Origin of the sequence: Psychrobacter sp. 1Y1 (genome assembly GCF_051847395.2) — a bacterium.
Lineage (GTDB): Bacteria > Pseudomonadota > Gammaproteobacteria > Pseudomonadales > Moraxellaceae > Psychrobacter.
Map to the genome: position 1 here is coordinate 2,258,787 of NZ_JBPYDF020000001.1, position 23,521 is coordinate 2,282,307.

Genomic DNA, 23,521 nt, shown 5'->3' on the forward strand with positions numbered 1-23,521 from the left:
ATATCGGGATATTAACCAGCTATTTGACGCTGTTTGGCAAGATTTAGCCATTTTTAGCCCATTTAGATGACTATCGGGTGAATTGAAGACACGCCCTAGATAAATAAAAAAGACTTCAATAAAAAAAGTTTAAATATTAAAGTTAAGCTTATAAAATATCATTGCTGTGCTAAAAAATTTTACGTCTTAATATTAATTAACCTTGAATGTATTGCCATGTCAGTACCAGAATCGCAGCCGCAACCGTCCAAGCGACCACACCTAATAGCAGTGCCTTGTATAAACTCATATAACTGATGCTAAAAAACACCACAAAGGTATAAATCAAATGCGGTATGACGCCAAGCATACTGAATATCAGCGCGACCTTTAAATCAGCGGGACTGCGCTCAGTACCAACGATAAAGTGACTGATTAACGTAAAAGTGGGAAATAGTGGCGCAAGTGCCGCCAAATAGAAAAATCGGGTTTGGGCGAACATTTGAATCGCCAGTACCATCAATGCGCCGATAAGCATTTTTAACCAAATCACGACGGGTCTGTCTCCTGTTGACTATCAAGGCTGAACGTAGCTCAATCCGCCATGATACTAAAGTCTGCAAACTGACATAAGAGCAATCGCTGATTAATTAATCCGTATGATAAAAAAATGCAAAAACCCCATCTAGCTAAGTTGCTAAATGGGGCTGTTACTTTTATTCATTAAGCTTTTACGAATGACTTAGTCCTTTTTTGGCTTTAATGCCGCGCTGATGTCTGCTAGCAATGGTGGGATATCATGCTTGTCTGCAATCACCTCAATCATTATAAGCTTATCGGTAGTCGCAGCAGCTTTGTCGAAAGCAGATTTTAGCTCGCCTGCTGTCTCTGCTTTGAGTAATACGCTATTTTCTTCTGTCGCGCCAAACGCTCGCGGCATGATTTGCCAATCGCATTTAGGAATATCATTATAGTATTGATTTTCGCCATGAATTGCGCGCTCTACCGTATAGCCGTCGTTATTGATTAAGACGATCACAGGATTGATGCGCTCTTGAATCATGACCGCTAGCTCTTGGATCGTTAGCAATGCTGAACCGTCCCCAATTAATAACACACTGCGCTTATCTGGCGATGCGATTGCCGCGCCCAAGCTGGCAGGCAACGTGTAGCCAATTGAGCCCCACATCGGCTGCCCATACGACGTTACCCCTTCTGGCAGGCGCACATCACTGATACCAAAATAGGCCGTCCCTTGTTCAGAAAACACCAAGTTATTGTGATCTAAGCGGTCAGCGATAATATGCCATAGGTCATCTTGGCGGATAGCCTCACTGTCTTTACCTTTTTGTTCGTGCGGCTTAACTTCTTCACAGAAAGGTTTTGGCACGATATTAATGCCAGAGGTCATCACTTCATGTAGGGCTTGCAACGCATCTTTTAGCGCAATCGGTGCAAAGTTCTTACCACTGATAGAAGCACGCTCATAATGCAAGTCTACGACCACATCTTCATTGATATCTTGGCTAAACCCTGCGGTAGTAGTGTCAGTATATTGCACCCCTACTTTAATGAGACATTCACAGTTTTCTACCGCATCTTTCACAATTGGACGCGAAGCAACACCCGCATAAGTGCCTGCCCAACGATCGCTATTTTCATCAAGTAGCGTCTTGCCCCAAGATAGCGTGGTATAAGGAATATCGGTATCAGCAATCAACGCTTTGAGCTGCGACTGTAAGCCCAAACGATGCACCATCAAATCTGCCATTAGCGTCGTGGTCTTATTTGGCAAAAACTCGGTTAGTGCTTGCTTAAAATCTGATAATGCCGCTTGGCTAGTAATGTCTTCTTGGCTATCGATCAGCTTGGTCGTTGGTGGATAGATAGGCTGACGAGCAACATCTGGTGATAATAGTAAGTAACCTGGGCGATGCTTTTTGAGAATTAAGCGAATCACTCGATCAATTTCTGAAGCAGCATTTTCAGGAGTAAGCTGCGCTCGTGCTACCGTCACAGGCTCAACCATCTTAATAAAATGATTGAATACGCCATCACCAAGCGAATGATGAATACGGCGCTTTGAATCTTGTAGCGCTGTGCTTGGTGCACCGACGATATGCAACACTGGCGCGTACTCAGCAAAAGAACCTGCAGTTGCGTTAATCGCTGACAGCTCGCCCACGCCAAAGGTCGTCACCATGGCGGCAAACCCACGCTCGCGTGCATAGCCATCGGCAGCATAACCAGCATTTAGCTCATTGGTGTTACCTACCCAGCGCAGCTTGTCAGAAGCAAGAACGTTATCCAAAAAAGTTAAGTTAAAATCACCAGGTACGCCAAATATCTCAGATGCACCCGCTTCTGCGACACGATCAAACAAATAATCAGCGATGGTATATTGTTGACTCATTTTTTATCCTTATGACTTATCTTTGTAAGTATTGATAATTGTGAATGTGATTACGATTAAATTATAAAGTGCGTCCCAGCTTATTTATGTACTACAAAGCTTTTGGAATACATATTATAATAAACCGTTATAACATATATCCATGGCCAGAAGACACGCCTATTTTAATAACTTTAATTTTTTTCGTCATAGGTGTTGACACCTAAAAAAAACTGCGTATAATACGCCTTCATCAACTGACGATAGTTAATTGATAATTAGCGGGAATAGCTCAGTGGTAGAGCATAACCTTGCCAAGGTTGGGGTCGAGAGTTCGAATCTCTTTTCCCGCTCCAAATACTTAAAAAGCCTCACTTAACAGTGAGGCTTTTTTTTGTCCAATTTTAAGGCTTATAGAAGATATTTCGAAATATCTTTTCTGATTCAGTTAAGTTTAGCTACTCAATCAAAAATCTCATTTTCGGTGCGGTGCCCATTTGGTGCCCAAACCGTGCCCTGCCTTAAAACTGCGTATGCGTATCTGACCACAACCTAGCTATTTTTGGTTCAAAAATCATCATGACACCTAACCTAGTAAATTTGGCACTATGCTGACTTTTGAACCCAACCTCAATTCAGTAAAAAACGTGTTTCTCAGAGGTATAATTTTTCTAAAATGCATTTTGGTTTTATAACATCTAAGATTAATTGTCGTTTAAACAGTGATGACCACGACCTAATATTTGAAAAAAATTGGGACGAGTAAAATATTTATCGGCGCTAAGTTTGATGATTTTCAAGACACTCCAAAGAACTATTCTATTAAGCATTCTAACTTTCTTCTGAACCCCCTTCCTCACAAACTTCATCTTCTTCATAGAGGATAATATCGCCGGGTGTGCAATCTAAAAGCTTACAAAGCTCATTTAATGAATCAAAGTCTATTCTAGTGACTTCATTATTGTACATTCGATACAAAGTAGATCTTCCTAGTTTAGACATCCTGTCAGCATCAGCTACACGGATGCCTCTTTGTGCAAATAAAACAGGTAAATTGAGCTTAATCATTTATAAAATCCCTAAAGTGATAAAAAAGTGCTTGCAAGTGATAATATTTATAGATAATATGTACTCATTAGTGATAACTAATCATTCACTAATAGTAAATTTATTTCACATGGAGAACTATTATGTCACAGACTTATCTCACTACTCAAGAATTAGCCGATCGTATCAAATACGATGCACGTACTATCCGTAACCAACTTAAGGACACTGTTTTGATTGAAAACATCCATTACATTCGTCCTTTTGGCGGTCGCAAGATTTTGTACGTTTGGGAGCGTATTGAAGAGGATATGTGCAAGCCGGTTATGAGTGCCATCAACGGTATGGCTTTACAGTAAGTTTTATTTAAACAAGGAGTCAAATAATGGCGTCAATAAGATCGAGACGTGGCAAGCTATTCGTAGATTTTCGATATATGAATATGCGTTGCCGTGAGACGACTAATCTCACAGACACTCCAGCTAATCGAAAGAAGCTGGCTAAAATTATCGAAAAAATAGAAGCAGAAATTACCCTAGGCATCTTCGACTATGCTGCTTACTTCCCAAAGAGTGAACGAGCGCAGGAGATGACGGCACTGGCTGATAGAGCCGAATCTTGTATCAGTCGCAATCCGACCTTTAAGGAGTTTTCGGAAACGTTTTTTGAGGAGAAAAAGATTGAATGGCGGCCGAGCTACCGGCAAAAGATACAGATTATTTTGGAAAAGTATTTGTTACCTGAATTTGGTGGTAAAGCGGTACATGCCATAAAAAAATCAGACTTGCTGACCTTCCGTAGCTCCCTCGCCAAAGTTCGTTACGGTAAAGATGGTCAGTCAAGTCTGTCAGTAGCACGAATCAATCAGATTATGATACTTCTTCGTATGATACTAGAAGAAGCGTCAGATCGCCATGAGTTTGAGATGCCTTATAAAAATATTAGGGGCTGTAGTAGATAAGGATTAAATATCACACCATTTTCTCAAGGTTTTCAGCTGATTAGATGGTGAGCCATAGTTGAATCTAAACTCGCACTCTTTTAAAAACAAATGGAAGTTCTTCTTATTAATCCCATTATACTTTCTGAGTGTTCGTTTGGACTGATTCCAGAAGTTCTCAATGCCATTGATGTGATTGTTCTTACCGCAAATGAACTCTATAGAGTGATTGACTCTGAAATGTTTAAACTCGCTCACATCCAGTGCATTGTAACTTCGATAGCTATCCGTATAAACAAAGCTGTCAGGCTTGATTTTACGCTTAATAACAGGCATTAGGGTAGTCTGTTTGGTGTCTGCTACGACAATGGTATAAACCTTACCGTTTCGTTTTAGAATACCAAATACAGCGGTTTTACCAGCTGCCCCGCGACCTCTTTTGCCTTTGCGTACACCGCCAAAGTAACTTTCATCTAATTCGACCTCACCATCAAAAAGCTCATCAGCTTCTAATGAGAGATGGTAATCTATCACAAGTCTTATTTTATGATAAAAAAGTGCAGCAGTATTAGGCTGAATATCAAGCAAATCTGCGGCTGTTCTAGCAGTCACTTCAGCCGTAAAAAACTCTAACAGCCTTCGCTGTGCTTTTTTACTTAGTTTACAACGGGTTATCTTCATAAAAGTAGTCTAGCATAGTGCTTATCTACTACAGCCCCAAATATTAAGAATCTTAAACAAGCTCGTCCTGATGTAAACCCGTTTACATTGAGTGAGGTATGGCTGATTTTAAAACATGTCCGTGCTGATTATAGACCCTACTACACCATTCGCTTTTTTACCGGTATGCGTACCAGTGAGATTGATGGGCTTAAGTGGGACTGCATTAACTTTGATCGCCGTGAGATCAGTATTAAAGGGGCGTTAGTAAACGGTGAAATGGGACCAACGAAGACGTTAGGCTCACAACGTGATATTGCAATGTCGCAACTGGTGTACGACGCTTTGTTAGAGCAGAAGCAACGTACCTATGGTAAGTCAGAGTTCGTATTCTGCAACTCACAGGGCAATCCGATGGAGTACCGTAATGTGAATAGACGAGTGTGGAAACCCACGCTTGCCCTACTCGGTCTGAAACATCGGCGTGCTTATCAGACTCGGCATACCGCAGCGACGCTTTGGCTCGCTGCTGGTGAGAACCCTGAGTGGATAGCTCGTCAGATGGGTCACAGTAGTACGGAGATGCTGTTTCGTGTGTATAGCCGTTATGTGCCTGATATCACCCGTCAAGATGGCTCAGCAATGGATAACTTGCTACTGGCGAGCAAGGAGAAGCTAACCAGCGCATCGAATAGCTCTGACACTGAAGCACTAATCACGAATGCAAAAACTTACAAGGAGACGTCACAATGAAAATCATTAATTATGAGCAGCTGTTTGGTGAGTTTAAACGGGATGGTGCAATCAGTGAAAATGCGAATGAGATTGCTAATGCATTGATGCGTGAGTTGTATGTTTCATCGGGTCATAACCTCGCTCGCTTCTTGGGAGTGAAGCGGTGCTTTAATAACGATATGGCTATGCGTGTGTGGGTGCAGAAACGCTTGGACGCTCAAGATGGGTACTTTGTAGAAGATATGACCAGTCAGCTTCAAAGCGAGCTTCATGAGCTACTACCGCACTCTGACTATGGCAGCTACTGAGGAGAGTATTATGAGTGTCAAAATTCAACCTAATATGACGCAGAGCCCATACGATGTCAAAATGTGTGAGGATTACTGGGCATATGATAATCAGAGCGGCTTTATTAAACATGTGAAGACGCTTTGTGAGAAGTATGAGGTAAGTCCTCAAGTACTCTTTGAGACAGTCGCTCAGTGTTATGCTTACTTGGACGATGTTGTATGTGAGTACTGCGGTTATGCTTGTCCGATTGAAGTACCTGCTGATATTCGTTATATGCGCGCAAAAGATAATTGGTTATGCGCAATATGTGAGCATGCTTTATGGCGGACAGATCAAGCAAACAAATAAGCACTAATCATCCAAAAACCCAGACAGCTCAAGCTGTCTGGGTTTTTTATATGAGACATATTTTAAACACAGTACAACTTTAACATGCCACTACAATAAGTGTGGTTTAATTATTATAGTTAAATTGCATAAATAAAACCTCCCAAATTTAACTGTACGGAATTGACAGCAAGGGTCAGAATGAACCGCCCCGGGATTGTCGGAGACTCAACATTCTGAGAGAATACGACAATGAAAAGACAAACCTACACTCCTGAGATTAAAGAACGCGCCGTTCGCATGCTGATTGAAGCGTCGAGCGACTATCCTTCTACATGGTCAGCCATTCAAGCCATAGCGTCAAAGATTGGCTGTACACCTGAAACCCTGCGATCCTGGCATAAAAAGCACATAGACCAAACCATTCCCGCCTCAGTGCAGGCTCAAAGTGACAAAGAGCGTATCAAAGAGCTTGAACGCGAGAACAAAGAGCTCAAGCAAGCCAATGAGATTATACGTAAGGCTGCTGGTCTTGAAGCCCAGGCGGAGCTCGACCGTCCACCCAGATAATGGTTCAGTTTATTGATGACTATAGAGGTAGTTATGGGGTCGAGCTGATTTGTAGAGTACTACCGATTGCCCCGTCAACCTATCACCGTACTAAAGACCTAGAGTGCTGCCCTGAAAGACGTTCACTGCGCAGTCAGCATGACGACTACTATCTCAGCGAGATTAAACGCATCTGGCAGGACAGCAAATGTCGCTATGGTGCTCGCAAAGTCTGGCGGCAGATGAAGGCAGATGGCATTTATATTGCACGCTGCACCGTCGAGCGTTTAATGAGTCAGCACGGCTTACAAGGTGTCTGGCGCGGTAAGGGTAAGATTACCACCAACAGCCGTGACGACCAAAAGCGTGCTGACGACTTGGTCAATCGTAACTTTAATGCCCATCGTCCTAATCAGCTGTGGGTTGCAGATTTTACTTATATCAAGACATTGAGCGGCTGGGTTTATACCGCTTTTATCATCGATGTATTTGCTCGCGCTATTGTCGGCTGGAAAGTATCGAATCGTATGAACACTGATATGGTAATGGCAGCATTAAATCAAGCGATAACAGATAGAAATAATCCCAAAGATGTGATTCATCACAGTGATCGAGGGGTTCAGTACTTATCTATTCGCTATACCGATAAGATGACGGACTCTGGCGTGATTGCTTCTGTTGGTACAACAGGCGATTCATACGATAATGCACTGGCTGAAACGGTCAATGGGCTTTACAAGTCTGAGGTGATTCATTATTTAAAGCAGAACTGGACTGGTGTGAACGATGTTGAACTTGCAACCCTTGAATGGGTGGATTGGTTCAACAAGAAGCGTCTACATAGCACGATTGGATATGTGTCACCCTTTGAGTTTGAAAAGCGGTATTATGATAATTTAACCCTGTCAGGCATCGCTGCCTGACTCAAGTAGATCAGCCTTCGATATAGTCGGGGCGGTTCAAAATATTGAGCTAATGAACCTTGCCGACTTTTGTCGTAACTGTTTATCCAAATGGTATAAAGCGGCTGGTGAAGAGCGTGGTATTGAGATTGAATACGAGGATGCTCGCGAGCTTGTTTATGGTATGCCTTATGCTGAGTGGAAAGAGAAGTATCAACAGAAAGCAACGCCAGAGCAGCTAGCGCGTTTTAACGAGATTGAAGCTGCTAAGAATAAAACGGATTAAAGCTGACAGTGATGGCTCAAATAAAATAAGCCACCACTAGAGAGTGATATCAAAAAACCCAACATTGCCGCTAGATTAGCGGCTTTCTATGGATTTGAGTATGCTACTAAACCCTATGGTTCCTTGTTTCTGCATTTGACGGTCAAATAGGCGACCGATTAATGGCAATGGTACAATCAATCGACCCTCAGATACCCAAGTCACGTGTGTGGTGCCATCGCCCAAGTCTTTTAAGTCAATGATACCTTTATCATGCTGCATTTTGATGGGTTTAGATTTTTCGATTTGGTATTGCATATGAGTAGGACGCTTAAACGCTGTAATCCGTTCCCAGAACTTAACAGGTCCCGCTTGAATGCTACGTAAAGCTCCGACTCCATTGCGCTCCTCGTCACCTTCATTCACCAACTTAGCCACTCCCACCGCTTTAAATGAGCCATAACTGGCATGGTCACTCAGTGCTTCAAATACCTCATCAATCGGTTTTTTAACAATGCGCTCTACTTTTATTTTAAACATAATATTATCTCATTAAGACTAAAGTTATTTAGCTTACGGCTATTTTAGAAATAAATATAGCCGTCACATTGTGAAAAATTATTACCGTGAAGAACCTCTACCTTTCGAAGGACGCCTGCCATTGGTAGTAGGTTTGCCATTGCCTCCAGATTTACCATTACTGCCTGACGGCTTACCACGACCAGTAGGACGTCCATCCCTACCTTTAGAACCTGCTGGTTTTCTAGCATCATCTTTGGCGTATTTGTTACGCCCCTTTGCTGCCCCTGCCGATTTTGTAGATGGTTTTGACTTTGATGAAGCATCAGCACGAGATTTTTTTCGTGGCGTATTGCGAGATTTCTTGTTTGAGTGATTGTCTTGTGAAGAAGAGTCTTCTACAGATTTAAGTAACACAGACAGCTCTTTTGGGGTTAAGTCTCGCCAGTCACCAACGGGAAGACCCTTAAGACTTACATTCATAATCCGCGTACGTTCAAGCTTGACGACTTCGTAGCCAAAGTGCTCACACATACGACGAATTTGACGGTTCAAACCTTGTACGAGCGTGATGTTAAAGACATTAGGCGCTACTTTAGTCACTGGGCATTTCTTGGTCATCTTGCCAAGCATCGGCACACCGCCCGCTAAACCTTCGATAACACTATCCGTTAACGGCTTATTTACGGTAACTAGATACTCTTTTTCATGGTTATTACCAGCACGTAGTACCTTATTGACCAAATCACCGTTATTAGTCAAAAAGATCAAACCTTGAGAATCTTTGTCCAAACGGCCAATCGGAAAAATACGCAAACTATGTCGCACAAAATCGACAATATTGTTTTTCTCAGAGCTTTCCGTGGTGCTCACAATGCCCACTGGCTTATTTAATGCAATAAAAATAAAATCATCAGGCTCTCGTGGCTCAATAAGCTGCCCATTGACCTTTACTGCATCACCAGCAACTACCTGATCACCTACTGACGCACGTTTGCCATTGATGTATACATTACCTTGTTCAATAAAGCGGTCAGCGTCTCGCCTAGAGCAAATACCACTTTCGCTGATGTATTTATTTAAACGAGTCGAGGAAGCGTTGAACATAAAGCACCGTTTTACCTGATAAGAAGCGTTTTTTGCTAAGAAAAAAGCCTAAATTGAGTGGATCAATAATGATGAAATAGCTCACATTATATATGAAATCGACTGACCCTTTGAGGAGAGATGGGTAAAAACCAAGAAAGGTATAAAGTCATGTAACCGTAAATAGCGTCAAGACAACTTATCAATGGTATCGAAGGTCAGATAAGCTTATACGGGATCATTCCTAGTATACCCCTTACGACTACTATGGTACTGACATAAACAATCAACTTCAATGCTTGCTTCAACATATGCAGGTCCAATAACTGGCTTCATATCTGGTATACAAGGTCTTGTGCCACACCATGCTTCAGATTCCACAGCTACGTCAAGCGGTAGAACCTTGCGTGCATACGTCAGTACTGATTCTAATTGATCAAAGTTTTTTGGGTCATCTGACATTGCCATTTCAGCTCCAGTCGTAATTCTAATGCCTTGATCCATCGCTCCCATTACAAAGCCTTTTTCTACATCAAATAAGCTGTGAGAAAATGCGTTTTTATCAGTCATTTGAAAGTGTTGATGATAACCACGCATAGGAAATAATGGAATCTTATAACCTGATGGCTTGATAAGATTAGCTGACCAAGGACCTGCAGCAATTACTAATTTCTGACATGAGTAGGTTTTGCCATCTGTCGTAACCTGCCAACCCTCTTCCATCTGTATAACGCTGTCTACCGTTGACTACTTTATCTCTCCAGCCATTTTTTCAAAATTTTCAGCATATGCTTTGACAAGATTGCCAGGGCTTTTTATCTGCCAAGAATTTTTCCAATGGATACCACCGACATAGTCTGTAAAATTTATGTTTGGCTCCAACTCTTTTAGCGCTGCTAGCGATAAAACTTCATACTCCACGCCTTGATTAGCCGCTTTTTTTGCTTTGCCAATGGCTTTTTCAAAACTACTGGATAGACGGTGAAGCTCAATCCAGCCTATTTTTCTAACTAGCTCATCAGCGCCTGATGCCTTAATCATAGGGTCATGCTCGTTTGTGCAATGCTGAATGAGAGTGGACCATTCTTTATCTATCTCTTTAACCTTTTTCGGACTGGAATTTATCTAGTATTGTAATAAGGGGCGCTGAAGATTATAGATAGCAGACCAACGGTATCGAATATCGGTACTATTATTCGCCAATACTCTGAGAACTTCTCTAAAACTTCTAGGAAATGGTTTAATATTTACGGCTTCTCTTGTGATAATACCTGCATTACCATATGACGTTTCTTCTCCTGGTTGCTTTTTATCGAGCAAGAGAACTTGAAAGTTGCTTTTTTGAAGATGCCAGGCTATAGAGGTTCCTACTATGCCTGCACCAATAACGATCACGTCATAGCGCATATGAATACCCTTAAGTATCAAGCCAATTTTATTAATTTAAAGTGATTGCCTTTACATAGATTCTCATAAGAAAGCTAAATTATTGGTTGCTTATTTTTATAGCTCAATAGACTGACCTAAACCTTCTTTTTTAGCGTTTTGGGCAACCTTTATAGCAACTGCTGCATCAAAGCTTGCGGCGCCAACGGACTTAAATAGCGTAATACCTTTACCCTCATTCGCATCAATACTGATTTTTTTATTGACCAGATCACTTAACGTACCTGTCAGTTGATCCCATGTCCAAGTGCTCTGAATGTCATTATGAGCTTGTATTAAATCACCTGCTTCATGTAAACCACCCTCTGCATCATCGATAATAATAGCAGTACTGGCTTCTATAACCGAGTTGCTGACTTCTTTCATTGTTGCTTGATAAGCACCAACTGCATTGATATGAGCATCCGGCTTTATTTGTGAAGCTTCAAAAAGTCCTGTCGTCGCTCTTGTTGCAAGATTAATAATATCAGCGTTTTTAATAGCCTCTTCGACACTTTCATAAACTTTAAAATCGACTTGCCATTGTGGATATTCTTGCTCAAATTTATTCTGAAATTCATGTGCCGTTTGAGGCGTCCTGTTCCAAATATTTACTTGTTTAATATTTGGACGCACAGTGAGTATCGCATTGAGTTGTTCATATGCCATTCCTCCAGTACCTATCACCGCTGCCTCACTACTAGCTGGACTCGCTAAATATTTAGTCGCAATTCCGGACAGTGCTGCTGTTCGTACTTGGGTGATATATATGCCATCCAAAAATGTCAGCACATCTCCTGTTTCATTGTCTGATACGGTAATGACTGCCATGGTTGTTGGCTTATCACGTTTAGGGTTGTCTGGACAGATATTTACCAGCTTTACCACTGCATACTCATTATCACCATCAAAAACTACTGAGGGCATAGATAGATGTGAGCCAGATGTGTTTTTGTTACTTTCCTCAAAAGTAGGAATCACTAGGCGCTCAGGTGTCTTAATCCATGTTGAATGTTTTCCTTGTACTTTTAGTAAATCCTCAATAGCGTTAATTGCCATTGACATCGTCAGTTGTTTTTTTACCGTATTAATATCTAAAATTTGCATGATTATTCCTAAGTTGCTCTATGGCTTTATTATGATTTTATAAAGATATTGTAAAGTATAGAAATTAAGCATCATCAATACTTAAAATCTAATCACATATCAAAAATCTTACCACGGTTCATAATGTTGTTTGGATCGAATACTTTTTTGACTTCCTTTAGGTACTCAATCTCAGTCTCACTGCGGCTATAGTGCAGATACGGCTTCTTCGTCATACCAACCCCATGCTCAGCAGACACTGAACCGCCATATTTTTGTACCGTCTCAAACACATATTTATTGACAACCTGACACTCAGCAAAGAAATCATCTTTGCTCATGTTCTCAGGTTTTAAGATATTCAGATGCAAATTACCATCGCCGATATGACCGAACCAACAAACTTCAAAGTCAGGATAGTTACTGCTGACAATATGATCAATCTCTTCGATAAAGGTCGGTACGTGGCTTATTAGCACCGATACATCGTTTTTGTAAGGGGTAAAGACTGAGATGGTTTCTGAGATATACTCACGTAGCTTCCACAGTTCTGCCGCTTGTGTGAGATTTTGGCTCATGACACCATCAACCACCCAACCTTGCTCCATACAATGCTCAAATATGGCCATCGCTTTATCCATAATCGGCTCATAAGGCGCTTCAAACTCTAATAATGTATAAAATTTGGTACGGGATTCAAACGGTTCTTGTACTTGACCATGTGCCATTAACTTATCAATCGCTACATCGTCAAAGAACTCGAATGCCGTCAAATCAATTTGTGCTTGAAAGGCAGAGAGTACGTTCATCACATCGTTAAAGCTGTCCATGCCAAGCACCATGACATTTAAGTCTTGTGGCTGACGTTCAAGTTTTATTTGCGCATGAGTAACAAACCCTAGCGTACCTTCACTACCGATGAACAATTGGCGCAGATCATAGCCGGTGGCGTTCTTTACCATGCCGCGATTGAGATGCAAGATATCGCCTTTACCCGTGACGACAGTCAGACCCATAATCCATTGACGAGTCATGCCGTAGCGGATGACTTTGATACCGCCAGCATTGGTACCGATGTTGCCGCCTATCTGGCTAGAGCCTGCTGAGGCAAAGTCGACAGGGTAATATAAGTCTTTTGATTCAGCGAACTCTTGTAACTGCTGAGTGACGACACCGGCTTCGACTTCAACTATTCGATCGGCAGGATAGAACTGTCCGATATGGTTCATTTTATCCATACTAACGACGATTTCGCCATTGGCAGCAACCGCGCCTGCAGAGAGTCCGGTACGACCACCACTAGGGGTGAGGACGACGTTGTGTTCATTAGCAAGCAGAACAATCGCTTGGACTTGTTCGGTGGTCTTTGGAAAGACGATGGCAGCAGCAGCAGGGGCAAAGTGCTTGGTCCAGTCTTTACCCCAGTGCTCTAGGCTTTCGGCATCGGTTTTGATTTGGGTCGGATCGAAACTATGCTCCTGCTCTAGCTTACAGATAACAGTATGAATAGATGACTGTAAAGGCTCAATAGAATCGCTCACTGAATATATTCCTTAACATGATAAAAATAAATGGGGCTGTAGTAGATAAGCACTATGCTAGACTACTTTTATGAAGATAACCCGTTGTAAACTAAGTAAAAAAGCACAGCGAAGGCTGTTAGAGTTTTTTACGGCTGAAGTGACTGCTAGAACAGCCGCAGATTTGCTTGATATTCAGCCTAATACTGCTGCACTTTTTTATCATAAAATAAGACTTGTGATAGATTACCATCTCTCATTAGAAGCTGATGAGCTTTTTGATGGTGAGGTCGAATTAGATGAAAGTTACTTTGGCGGTGTACGCAAAGGCAAAAGAGGTCGCGGGGCAGCTGGTAAAACCGCTGTATTTGGTATTCTAAAACGAAACGGTAAGGTTTATACCATTGTCGTAGCAGACACCAAACAGACTACCCTAATGCCTGTTATTAAGCGTAAAATCAAGCCTGACAGCTTTGTTTATACGGATAGCTATCGAAGTTACAATGCATTAGATGTGAGTGAGTTTAAACATTTCAGAGTCAATCACTCTATAGAGTTCATTTGCGGTAAGAACAATCACATCAATGGCATTGAGAACTTCTGGAATCAGTCCAAACGAACACTCAGAAAGTATAATGGGATTAATAAGAAGAACTTCCATTTGTTTTTAAAAGAGTGCGAGTTTAGATTCAACTATGGCTCACCATCTAATCAGCTGAAAACCTTGAGAAAATGGTGTGATATTTAATCCTTATCTACTACAGCCCCAAATAAATTGCACTATTAGCTGATGTGACCACGCTAACTTTTATATCGGAATCACTATGTGTATAGCTTGTGATGACATGCACAAGTAAACTACCTAATAACCTTAAGGCATTGTCCAGAATGATACAACGTCAGTCCTAACTCAGTCAGTCCAGACTTAAGTCCTCCAAAAGAAACTTTCGCTTCCTCCAGGGTTTTAAATGGTAGCGGTATACTGCCCCTATCACCTGTCAGTATATAATCGGCGAAACACTTACCCATTAGTGTACCTGTCGTAATACCGCGCCCATTGTAGGCCGTTGCTGTTAGCAAACCTTCATCCGGTTCCATCACTCTAAAAATATGATCTTGCGTAAAACCGAAGCTACCGCACCATTCATATTGCCATTTAAATGCTGGCAAATCTGGATAGTAGCTTTTTTGAACAGTATTTGCCCATGCTTGATAAAAGGATTTTGGTTTAAGCTGCTTACCTCCCACTGTTCCTAATAACAAACGGCCATCGTCATCACGACGAAAACTAGATAATGCTAGACGAGTGTCCCATGCACCTGTTTGGTACGGCAAAATACGGTCTGCCACCTCTCCGCTAAGTGGTTCAGATGCAACTTGATAGTAATCAACCAAATAAAAAGTTTTAGATACCTCTGCCCATTCACCTTCTGTATAAGCATTAGTTGCAATAATAATGCGTTCAGATTTAACGTGAGCTTGGGAAGTTTTTGTATACCAATAACCATCTGCCTTTTCTATAGCTTCGACTGCTGAATGCTCATAAATATTCACGCCAAGATCTGTCGCTACCTTGGCCAGACCTCGTACATAAGCTAACGGGTTTACGGTACCAGCTCGATGATCTAATAACGCTTTGTTGATACTCATCGTGCCACAATATTCGTGACATTTGCTTCCAGTCAATACTTCAACATTGGCACCGCGGCGACTTTGCTGCTCGTATCTGATATCCACATCAGCCTCACCTTTAGCGTTATGTGCCATATGTATATTTCCAGCATTTGTAGCTTGCGCATCGATGTTATAACGTTCGATCAGATCGAATACTAAGCTTGGCGCCTCGCCAAGCGCCTTTGTCAAACGCTCACCTGCCACCTCACCCAGAGCAATATTCAAATCTTCAGGGCGAGCCCAAGTACCTGCATTAACTAGGCCTACGCTTTTCCCTGAACCGCCACTACCAATAGTCTCACTCTCTAACAAAACAACCTTGATGCCTTTTTCAGCCAAATGAATAGCAGCCGATAATCCCGTATATCCTCCACCAATAATACAAATGGTCGCTTGGGTGTCACTATTTAGCTGATTATAGGTGTTAATATTAGGCGCAGTTATGCGCCATAAACATTGCTCTTGCAACATACCATACTCCTTTGGTATTACACTTCATGGACTGAAGAGGTGGTATCAACTTTCTCTACAACGTGCTCTTCACGCGGTATAAACTTATCCATGAAGGCCCATAGCAAACCAAACAAAGGCGATAACCAACATGCAAAGGCAAAAGGTGCATAAGTCAATGTTGCTATGCCAAGTGTAGCAGCAACAAAGCTACCACCCATGTTCCAAGGAATAAGCGGTGACAACAACGTACCAGCATCTTCGATAGATCGTGTTAACGTCGTACGTTTGTAGCCCATCTCTTTATATTTGTCTTTTAATAAACGTCCTGGCAATACCAAAGTCGTATAAACATCTCCAATCAAAGTACCAACACCAAGGACACTAGCATAAGTTGTCAGAATTAGGCCGAGACGCGATTTCACAGCCTTATCTATTTTTGCCATGATTGCTTTTAGTGTGCCGTAATGTTCAAGTGAGCCAACAAAAGCGAGTGCAAAGATAGTCAAAGTAATAACCCACGTCATCGACATGACACCACCTTTTGATAACAGCTTATCAACCACTTCAAAACCTGTTTCGCTCACAAATCCGTTTTGTAAAACATTGAAAATCTCACTGACTCCGACACCTTGCATGAAAAAAGCAACAAATGAAGCCACTACCACGCCGCCTAAAACGGTTGGTATCGCTGGCATTTTCATGACAGCTGCTGCCACCACGACGATCGCTGGCAATAAGGTAATAACGCTTAGATTATAGTTATTAGCTAGGCTTGTTTGCAGAGCTTGAATAGAAGACAAATCAATACTGTCATCTCCATAACTCATTCCAATCCAAGCATATAAAGCTAAAGCGGTAACCATCGCTGGGACTGTCGTGGGTAACATACCTCTAATATGATCCCAAAGCTCAACGCCAGCGGCTGCAGGTGTTAAGTTGGTGGTATCTGACAATGGAGACATTTTGTCCCCAAAGAACGCACCCGAAACGATAGCACCACCTGTAAAGTGCGCTGGAATGCCTAGCCCCATACCTATTCCCATCATCGCAAGACCAACCGTGCCCACGGTACCCCATGAGGTACCAGTAGCGACCGAGATAATGGCGCAGATAATACAGACTGAGAACAAGAACGAGGAAGGAGAGAAAATACTAAAGCCATAGTACAGGATGGTCGGAACTGTGCCTGCGATAATCCACGAACCAATGAGCATACCTACACCCATCAGAATTATCATCGCAGGTAAGCCAATTTTGATTACTTTTAAAAACCGCTCTTCCATACCTAGCCAATTACGGCCACGCAGCTTCATGAATAAGCCTGTAATCAAAATTCCACAAGCCAGTGGTATATGAGGAGTAAAGTCTTTAAATACGAAAAACTGCACCATGAGAATCATAGCAGTCAAGATAAGGGGAGCAATATCCAATAAGAAGCTAGAAGATGGGCCATAGCCATCTACATCAGGGTCAAGCGGTTTATCATCAATCATGACAGTTCTACCTTCCTTAGTAGTAATCAATAGTAGTCGTAACCTAATCCGTAGTTGCTTATTGCTTTTAAAAATAAAGCGATTGTTGCAGCTGCTAAGCACAGATGGAATATGCTTCGCAGCTACCAATCAGTTAATATTCAAACAGAACTAGATGTCGATTTTTATTAACCGAAGCTAATACCTTGCGCTAGCGGTAATTCTTTTGAATAGTTGATAGTATTGGTTTGACGGCGCATATACGCTTTCCATGCATCCGAACCTGATTCACGGCCACCGCCTGTTTCTTTTTCACCACCGAAGGCGCCACCAATCTCAGCACCACTGGTACCGATATTTACATTGGCAATACCACAGTCACTACCTCTATCGCTTAGGAAAGTTTCAGCTTCACGCAGATCATTGGTGAATACGCATGACGATAGGCCTTGAGGTACATCATTTTGCATCTCAATCGCTTCATCAAATTCCTTATAAGACATAACGTATAGGATAGGCGCAAATGTCTCACTTCTAGCTACATCATTTTGCTCATCAAACTCTACAATGGCAGGTGTCACATAATATGCGTCAGGATATTTATCTGCGAGTACACGTTCACCCCCTGTAACCGTACCACCGGCTTCTTTGGCCTTTTTCAAGGTGTTTTGCATATTATTGAAACTGTCTTCATCGATAAGTGGACCAACTAAATTACCCTCTAGTGGGTGACCGATCGTGACAGTCTCGTAGGCAGATTTGATACGAGGCAAGATGTCATCTTTTACAGACTCATGGACAAACAAACGACGTAAAGTGGTACAGCGCTGACCAGCTGTGCCGACTGCTGAAAATAAAATTCCACGTAATGCCAGATCCAAATCAGCGCTTGGGGCCAAGATCATGGCATTGTTACCACCTAGCTCTAGCAAGCATTTGCCAAAACGATTCGCAACCTTTGGCCCTACTTCCTGACCCATGCGAGTACTACCAGTTGCACTAACTAGAGCAACATCTTTATGCTCAACCAAGGCATTGCCGACGTCTGTCTTACCCAATAACAATTGAGATAAGTGCTCTGGCGCATCGCCAAATTTAGCTAACGCTTTTTCAAACATTGCTTGACACGCTAGCGCCACTAATGGGGTTTTTTCTGATGGTTTCCAAATAACAGGGTTGCCACAAACGATAGCAAGCGCTGTGTTCCAAGACCAAACCGCGACTGGGAAGTTAAATGCAGAGATTACGCCAATCACACCAAGAGGATGCCATGTCTCACGCATATGGTGTCCTGGACGTTCTGATGCGATAGTCAAACCATATAACTGACGTGAAACCCCAACAGCGAAGTCACAAATATCAATCATTTCCTGTACTTCACCTAGACCTTCTTGCTTAATTTTGCCAGCCTCGAACGATACCAGCATACCCAAGTCTTCTTTATGCTCACGTAGCACTTCACCTAGTAATCGAACTAACTCGCCGCGTCTTGGTGCAGGAACGGTACGCCATTCTTTAAATGCTTGCTTGGCATTGATAATCTTGGTATCGACATCATCAACATTATCAACATTATCCAAAGTGATTTTGCCAATAACTGAGCCATCAATTGGACTACTAACGTCAAAATCGCCATTTTGATATTGTTCTTCTTTGACACCCATAGCGGACATATACTGCTTAATCATAATCAATCCTCTTACGTTGGTTTGCACTTCCTTGAAAGTAGTTATCAAGTTAACTTGCAATAAGCTAAGTTGCAAAATAATTAATTTCTTACTGCCATTCCTTTTCGGAATGACGCCTAAATGCCGTGATAATTCATATTAATTTGAAGAGTTATTACCTTTAAATATTGCTATTCAACTTCATCAAACACGCTTTAAGACTCTGTTCTTGCAGCGTTTTATATAACTCAAGCTCATCGTAAACACTTATACCTAAAGCGTCTTCAAACTCTTGCTGATTTGAGCTAATCTCATAATTGTTTTGCTTACCATCATGTAGGTTAGACTGAAAAATACCTGCCGCACTCACTGGCAAAAAATCTTCATAGACAATAGGTTCAATACGGACGACACCCTGCTTAATCAGACCTGATACTGCTTGTTTTGATGCAGATGTATTCGCGTCCTCTGCTCCTAACGAGACTAGATCTAGATCAGCACTGCTGATATCTGAGCTACTACTCACTGCTTGGTAATAAAAATAGGCCAGCTGCTCATCGTGTAATGTTTGATAGTCATCTGGGAAATCACTAAAGGAGATTTCTAGAAGTCGATAATACTCTGAAGCATTGTCTTCGTTCGGTGTCACCCTCAACTGACGACGAGCTTGATTAAGCAATTTGTCATATAGCTCTCTACCTTTAGGGGTCAAGGCCACCCCACGCTGCTCAATTTCTCCAAAGCGCGCGGTATGCTGACCTGTCTCGTAACTGCCTCTTGGGTTTTTAAAACTGACCATTTCCTCTAAAGCTTTAAAACTGGTTTGGCGTAATAAAATAGGGCACTCTCGTCTCGGTGGCCCTTCTATAATAGCTTTGGATGGAATACCTCTTGTCTGCATACCTGCCTGTACTGTATCTATATCTAAAGTTCTGGGAGTGAGATGGTTGATATGAGGACCTTTAAAGCCGACGACATCTGCTATTAGTCCATGTTGTGCTAATAGCCGTTGGTATAGCTCCTTTGAGACCGGCGTGTGGTCATGCCAGCGAAAGGTCTCTAATGCCTCTTGAATAAACTGTTTTGCTTCATCATCTGTCAAACCACCTTGCCTCTCAAAGCGTTCAATTAGACTGATTGCATTGTCAGTAAATATACTGCGATTACTTAATGTCGTTAGTACCTCATGCTTTAGTACATCATCAACTAAATCTAAGCGTAACAAAGAGGTAAACACGCGAAATGGACTGTTATTCAACGATCGTGCATCAAGCGCTCTAAACGCCGTGGAATGTACTGGCACACCCGCTGGGGTCAAATCATAATAGCCCACAGGGTACATTCCCATTACAGCAAAAAGCCTACGCATCATATGAAGCTCAGCAGCTGTACCCAGTCTAATCGCGCCGTGGCGCTCCATACTTAATCTGTCGATTTCCCCAGTATGCTTAAGCTGTTGTCGAACTTTAGGATTTTTATCTAATATCTCCTTGTTTACTTCAGTTACTAGATCGATTAGCTCACCATACAATGGCACCTCTTTTTGGTACATTTCTGACATCGCAATAGAAAATGTGTGGCGAATATCATCACTACTTACAAATGTATCTTTCACAGTTAAGTATCCTTCTTAGACGCGGCATAATTCATAGAATCAAGTTAAGGTAGTTTTTATTGAACATAAAATATGTTGGCATAGCACCATGAAATAGTTAGATCTAAAATCTAATTATTGGGAGCCTTATCAGGAATAGCAGCAAGCACTTCTTTTAAAATATTGAGTCCAGCGGTTAGTATTTCAGGTTCAATTGTCAGTGGCGGTAGTAGCCGAATAATATGTCGATGTTTGCCACTTGGCATTAATAATAATCCTTTCTCTCTGGATTGCTTTAATACATCAGCCATGATGGTAGGATGCGTTCCATAAACGGGGTGCCGCAGCTCAATACCTCGCATAGCACCTACTCCAGTAAGCCCATATATCCATGGTGATACTTCCTGCTGCTGCCACTCAGTCACTGTTTCTTCGATAGTTTTTGCATAGTGTTGGGCAGACTGCCATACCTCATCTGCTTGCATGATGTCTAAGGTCGCATTTGCAGCCGCGCACGCTACTGGATTACCTGAATACGTACCACCTAAGCTCCCTTTTGGTAGACCATTCATCACACTAGCCTTACCTACCACAGCACCTAAAGGTAAGCCTCCCGCGATACTTTTACCCAGTAATAATAGATCAGGTTCGACTTCTAAATGTGTAAAGGCAAAGGGAATACCCGTACGGCCGTACCCTGCTTGAATTTCATCCATAATCAATAGCATGCCATGTTCATCACAAAAGGCTCGTAAATACTGAGCGAATGTGGCTGACATTAACTGAAACCCACCCTCTCCTTGTACTGGCTCCACAATAATGGCACCGATGTTATCAATGTCAGTTTCTACTTCGAAGAGACGCTCTAAAGCATTAATAGCCTGCTGATCACCAATGTCGTTATCAAAACTAGGAAAAGGGATGTGATAAACGCTACCAGCTAATGGACCTAGTCCTCGCTTATAGGGAGCAACCTTGCCATTTAAGTTAACAGCGGCAAGCGTACGCCCATGAAAACCACCATCGAAAGCGATGACACCTGTACGACCTGTTTTCATACGAGCTATCTTTATAGCGTTTTCAGTGGCTTCTGCACCGCAATTGGTAAGCATGCCTGATAGCTCATCTTTAATAGGAATGAACTCACACAGTCTGGGCATAAAGGTTTGATAGGGAGTATGAGCTGCGGCGTTGTACGCATAATGAATAAGTGACTGTGCTTGAGTGATAATAGCGCTGACAATATGAGGATGGCAGTGACCAAAGTTCAAAACACCGATACCACCTACAAAATCAATATAGCAACGGCCTTCACTATCCCAAACTTTTGCATTTATACCTCTAGTTAGCGTTACCGGATGCACCATTGTAAAAGCATCGGTAACGTTGTATGTCTGTTCCATGAACATCTCTCACCTTCCCTAAGTTAGAGCTTCATTTCATCAAAACTTACTGGCAGCAGCAAACGAATATTAGTTGTGATGCCATTCCTTTTTGTCATTGCACAAAAAAACCGGCACAAAGCCGACTCATATATCTTTATTAATTAGGAGTATTTTCTAGGTACATCAATAGCAAAAATTTTAAAATCTATTTTACAATATCAATTCTAAATCCTGCTCAGACTGATTTGTCTTTTCAAGATAGGCCGAAATCCATTCTAAAATAACTTTTACTTTGTGTGAGTTGCCCAATGATAAAGGGTAAGACATATAATACGCTCCCCTACCTTTTGAAGCGTAACGCCATGCTGTTACCAACGCACCTGATTGTAATTCTGGTGCCACTAAGCGCAGCGGCACCAATGCAATGCCATATCCAAGTAAAGCTGCAGATATCGTCGTATGAAAAGTATCAAAACGTGGACCCATAAAGGTACCGTCTATACTAATGTCTTGCTGGCGAAAATACTCGTACCATGCACTCGGACGCGAGCTCAGCTGTAATAACGTGCAGTTATCGATATTACTTGTACACGGCGCCTTATCTTTCAAATAATCCGGATGACAAACGGCCACACTATATTCGTCAAACAATTTTATCGATTCCATACCGCCCCAAATACCATCTCCATATAAAAAAGCAACATCGATATTTTGATCTTCAGAAAAAAATGGCCCAGACAATTCCTTGATATTCAAATTCAGAAGCGGATAGGTCTGACTAAAGCCATTTAATGCCGGCATCAACCAACGAGAGCAAAAGGTTGGGTGCGAGACAAGCTTGAGCACCTCTGAGTTATCGCTATTTGACATCAAATTAGTAGTCGCAGATTCGATATGCTTGAGAATATCCAGTACTTCAAGATAATAAGTCTTACCAGCTGGCGTTAAAGATATTCGATGCGGTGTACGATAAAAAAGTGAAAGGTTTAACATCTCCTCTAACTGTGCTACTTGCTTACTAATAGCACTTTGGGTCATATGCATTTCTTGCGCAGCATTGGTAAAGCTTAAGTGCCTAGCAGCTGTTTCAAAACACTGTAAAGCAGTTGTTGAGGGGTATCTTCTAAAAGCAAGGGGCGTTTGGATTTCAGTTTTCATAGTTTATTTATTCTTTTGTACCATATGGTATAGAGTGTAAAAATATACACTGTTTTACTTGGGTTGACCTGTGCTGTCAATCTTCTAGTCATTAATTTAAAAGGTTTTACTTACGTAGCCTAACGATAATAATCAAACCATACTTGTATTGATGTTTTATAGATAAAACCTTTCTGCATGCTAGTTCTGATTCAAACATTTAAAAATAGTGTAGTTATTTCTCCTATTTACGATCAGGTTTTCAAAAGAGATTAATACTCAAGATACTCTCTAATCGGGCGCTTCTTAAGTTGTGAAGCGTCCTTTTTCAGGCGATTAATCATCTCAAACTCCCATCCTTGCTGCGACTGTCCGGCTGCGCTATTCGGGGTCACTAAATGATTGTATTCCGCCAT

23 protein-coding genes, 1 tRNA gene, 2 pseudogenes and 1 other annotated feature are annotated in these 23,521 nt (G+C 41.8%); of the genes and pseudogenes, 9 read left to right on the forward strand and 17 right to left on the reverse strand.

The features are described 5' to 3' along the window. Positions 1–196: 196 nt before the first annotated feature. Positions 197–532 (reverse strand): GlpM family protein, encoded by a 336-nt coding sequence (locus ACS8FA_RS23340; RefSeq protein ID WP_224737711.1) that lies wholly within the window; start codon positions 530–532, stop codon positions 197–199. Positions 533–721: 189 nt separating this feature from the next. Beyond that, positions 722–2,392: an alpha-keto acid decarboxylase family protein gene (locus tag ACS8FA_RS23345; RefSeq protein ID WP_341609459.1), complete on the reverse strand. Its 1,671-nt coding sequence runs from the start codon at positions 2,390–2,392 to the stop codon at positions 722–724. A 260-nt stretch (positions 2,393–2,652) separates the two neighbouring features. Here ACS8FA_RS23345 and ACS8FA_RS23350 point away from each other — a divergent pair. Beyond that, positions 2,653–2,727, forward strand: a tRNA-Gly gene (locus ACS8FA_RS23350). 475 nt (positions 2,728–3,202) lie between these two features. Here the strand turns inward: ACS8FA_RS23350 and ACS8FA_RS23355 are convergent. Next, positions 3,203–3,439, reverse strand: a complete 237-nt coding sequence (locus ACS8FA_RS23355; protein ID WP_192519426.1) for a helix-turn-helix domain-containing protein — start codon at positions 3,437–3,439, stop codon at positions 3,203–3,205. Positions 3,440–3,561: 122 nt separating this feature from the next. Here ACS8FA_RS23355 and ACS8FA_RS23360 point away from each other — a divergent pair, with 122 nt between their 5' ends. Continuing rightward, positions 3,562–3,777 (forward strand): hypothetical protein, encoded by a 216-nt coding sequence (locus ACS8FA_RS23360; protein ID WP_021815097.1) that lies wholly within the window; start codon positions 3,562–3,564, stop codon positions 3,775–3,777. Between the two features lie 26 nt (positions 3,778–3,803). Then, complete coding sequence (locus tag ACS8FA_RS23365) at positions 3,804–4,379, forward strand: Arm DNA-binding domain-containing protein (protein ID WP_439266728.1); 576 nt, start codon at positions 3,804–3,806, stop codon at positions 4,377–4,379. 3 nt (positions 4,380–4,382) lie between these two features. Here the strand turns inward: ACS8FA_RS23365 and ACS8FA_RS23370 are convergent, their stop codons facing one another. Further along, positions 4,383–5,039 (reverse strand): IS1595 family transposase, encoded by a 657-nt coding sequence (locus ACS8FA_RS23370; protein ID WP_045455674.1) that lies wholly within the window; start codon positions 5,037–5,039, stop codon positions 4,383–4,385. 39 nt (positions 5,040–5,078) lie between these two features. Here ACS8FA_RS23370 and ACS8FA_RS23375 point away from each other — a divergent pair. The 5 genes and pseudogenes from ACS8FA_RS23375 to ACS8FA_RS23395 all read left to right on the forward strand — a co-directional run. Beyond that, a pseudogene (locus ACS8FA_RS23375) lies at positions 5,079–5,771 on the forward strand (site-specific integrase); the annotation flags it as partial. Next, a complete protein-coding gene (locus tag ACS8FA_RS23380; protein ID WP_439267495.1) occupies positions 5,768–6,061 on the forward strand; it encodes a hypothetical protein in 294 nt (97 codons plus the stop codon). The pseudogene ACS8FA_RS23375 and the gene ACS8FA_RS23380, both read left to right, overlap by 4 nt. Positions 6,062–6,071: 10 nt before the next feature. Further along, a complete protein-coding gene (locus ACS8FA_RS23385) occupies positions 6,072–6,392 on the forward strand; it encodes a hypothetical protein (RefSeq protein WP_439267493.1) in 321 nt (106 codons plus the stop codon). Positions 6,393–6,623: 231 nt separating this feature from the next. Next, a protein-coding gene (locus ACS8FA_RS23390; RefSeq protein WP_102091412.1) for an IS3 family transposase occupies positions 6,624–7,843 on the forward strand; the annotation gives its coding sequence in 2 pieces (ribosomal slippage) (positions 6,624–6,906 and positions 6,906–7,843; 1,221 coding nt in all). Continuing rightward, positions 6,899–7,015: a sequence feature (AL1L pseudoknot), on the forward strand. Its footprint overlaps the gene before it by 117 nt. A gap of 52 nt (positions 7,844–7,895) precedes the next feature. Then, complete coding sequence (locus ACS8FA_RS23395) at positions 7,896–8,108, forward strand: DUF1244 domain-containing protein (RefSeq protein WP_439267451.1); 213 nt, start codon at positions 7,896–7,898, stop codon at positions 8,106–8,108. A 75-nt stretch (positions 8,109–8,183) separates the two neighbouring features. On the opposite strand, the gene ACS8FA_RS23400 is transcribed toward ACS8FA_RS23395, so the two are convergent. The 6 genes and pseudogenes from ACS8FA_RS23400 to ACS8FA_RS23425 form a co-directional block, all read right to left on the reverse strand. Further along, entirely contained in the window at positions 8,184–8,627 is a 444-nt protein-coding gene (locus ACS8FA_RS23400; protein WP_439267453.1) for an SRPBCC family protein, read from the reverse strand. Between the two features lie 81 nt (positions 8,628–8,708). Next, positions 8,709–9,713 carry a 23S rRNA pseudouridine(2604) synthase RluF gene (rluF, locus tag ACS8FA_RS23405; RefSeq protein ID WP_439267455.1) on the reverse strand — a complete coding sequence of 335 codons (1,005 nt, stop codon included), beginning with the start codon at positions 9,711–9,713 and terminating at the stop codon, positions 8,709–8,711. A 207-nt stretch (positions 9,714–9,920) separates the two neighbouring features. Then, positions 9,921–10,733 (reverse strand): annotated as a pseudogene (locus tag ACS8FA_RS23410) (NAD(P)/FAD-dependent oxidoreductase). 84 nt (positions 10,734–10,817) lie between these two features. Further along, positions 10,818–11,099 (reverse strand): NAD(P)/FAD-dependent oxidoreductase, encoded by a 282-nt coding sequence (locus tag ACS8FA_RS23415; RefSeq protein WP_439267457.1) that lies wholly within the window; start codon positions 11,097–11,099, stop codon positions 10,818–10,820. Positions 11,100–11,195: 96 nt separating this feature from the next. After that, complete coding sequence (locus ACS8FA_RS23420; protein ID WP_439267459.1) at positions 11,196–12,224, reverse strand: ornithine cyclodeaminase family protein; 1,029 nt, start codon at positions 12,222–12,224, stop codon at positions 11,196–11,198. Between the two features lie 92 nt (positions 12,225–12,316). Beyond that, positions 12,317–13,711: a D-2-hydroxyglutarate dehydrogenase gene (locus ACS8FA_RS23425; protein ID WP_439267461.1), complete on the reverse strand. Its 1,395-nt coding sequence runs from the start codon at positions 13,709–13,711 to the stop codon at positions 12,317–12,319. Positions 13,712–13,814: 103 nt separating this feature from the next. On the opposite strand from ACS8FA_RS23425, the gene ACS8FA_RS23430 reads away from it, so the two are divergent. Next, on the forward strand, positions 13,815–14,471 hold the full coding sequence (locus ACS8FA_RS23430; protein WP_045455674.1) for an IS1595 family transposase: 657 nt from the start codon (positions 13,815–13,817) through the stop codon (positions 14,469–14,471). A 110-nt stretch (positions 14,472–14,581) separates the two neighbouring features. On the opposite strand, the gene amaA is transcribed toward ACS8FA_RS23430, so the two are convergent. The 7 genes from amaA to ACS8FA_RS23465 all read right to left on the reverse strand — a co-directional run bounded on the left by amaA (position 14,582) and on the right by ACS8FA_RS23465 (position 23,521). After that, positions 14,582–15,868: an L-pipecolate oxidase gene (gene amaA, locus ACS8FA_RS23435; protein WP_439266104.1), complete on the reverse strand. Its 1,287-nt coding sequence runs from the start codon at positions 15,866–15,868 to the stop codon at positions 14,582–14,584. A gap of 17 nt (positions 15,869–15,885) precedes the next feature. Then, complete coding sequence (gene nhaC / locus ACS8FA_RS23440; protein ID WP_439266102.1) at positions 15,886–17,343, reverse strand: Na+/H+ antiporter NhaC; 1,458 nt, start codon at positions 17,341–17,343, stop codon at positions 15,886–15,888. A gap of 167 nt (positions 17,344–17,510) precedes the next feature. Next, positions 17,511–19,010 (reverse strand): L-piperidine-6-carboxylate dehydrogenase, encoded by a 1,500-nt coding sequence (gene amaB / locus ACS8FA_RS23445; protein ID WP_439266100.1) that lies wholly within the window; start codon positions 19,008–19,010, stop codon positions 17,511–17,513. A gap of 160 nt (positions 19,011–19,170) precedes the next feature. Then, positions 19,171–20,550: a 2-oxoadipate dioxygenase/decarboxylase HglS gene (gene hglS, locus ACS8FA_RS23450; RefSeq protein WP_439266106.1), complete on the reverse strand. Its 1,380-nt coding sequence runs from the start codon at positions 20,548–20,550 to the stop codon at positions 19,171–19,173. 164 nt (positions 20,551–20,714) lie between these two features. Continuing rightward, complete coding sequence (locus ACS8FA_RS23455) at positions 20,715–21,986, reverse strand: 2-aminoadipate transaminase (RefSeq protein WP_439266099.1); 1,272 nt, start codon at positions 21,984–21,986, stop codon at positions 20,715–20,717. A 192-nt stretch (positions 21,987–22,178) separates the two neighbouring features. Then, positions 22,179–23,126, reverse strand: coding sequence for a LysR substrate-binding domain-containing protein (locus tag ACS8FA_RS23460; protein WP_439266097.1), 948 nt, complete (start codon positions 23,124–23,126; stop codon positions 22,179–22,181). A gap of 251 nt (positions 23,127–23,377) precedes the next feature. After that, on the reverse strand, positions 23,378–23,521 hold the full coding sequence (locus ACS8FA_RS23465) for a hypothetical protein (protein ID WP_439266095.1): 144 nt from the start codon (positions 23,519–23,521) through the stop codon (positions 23,378–23,380).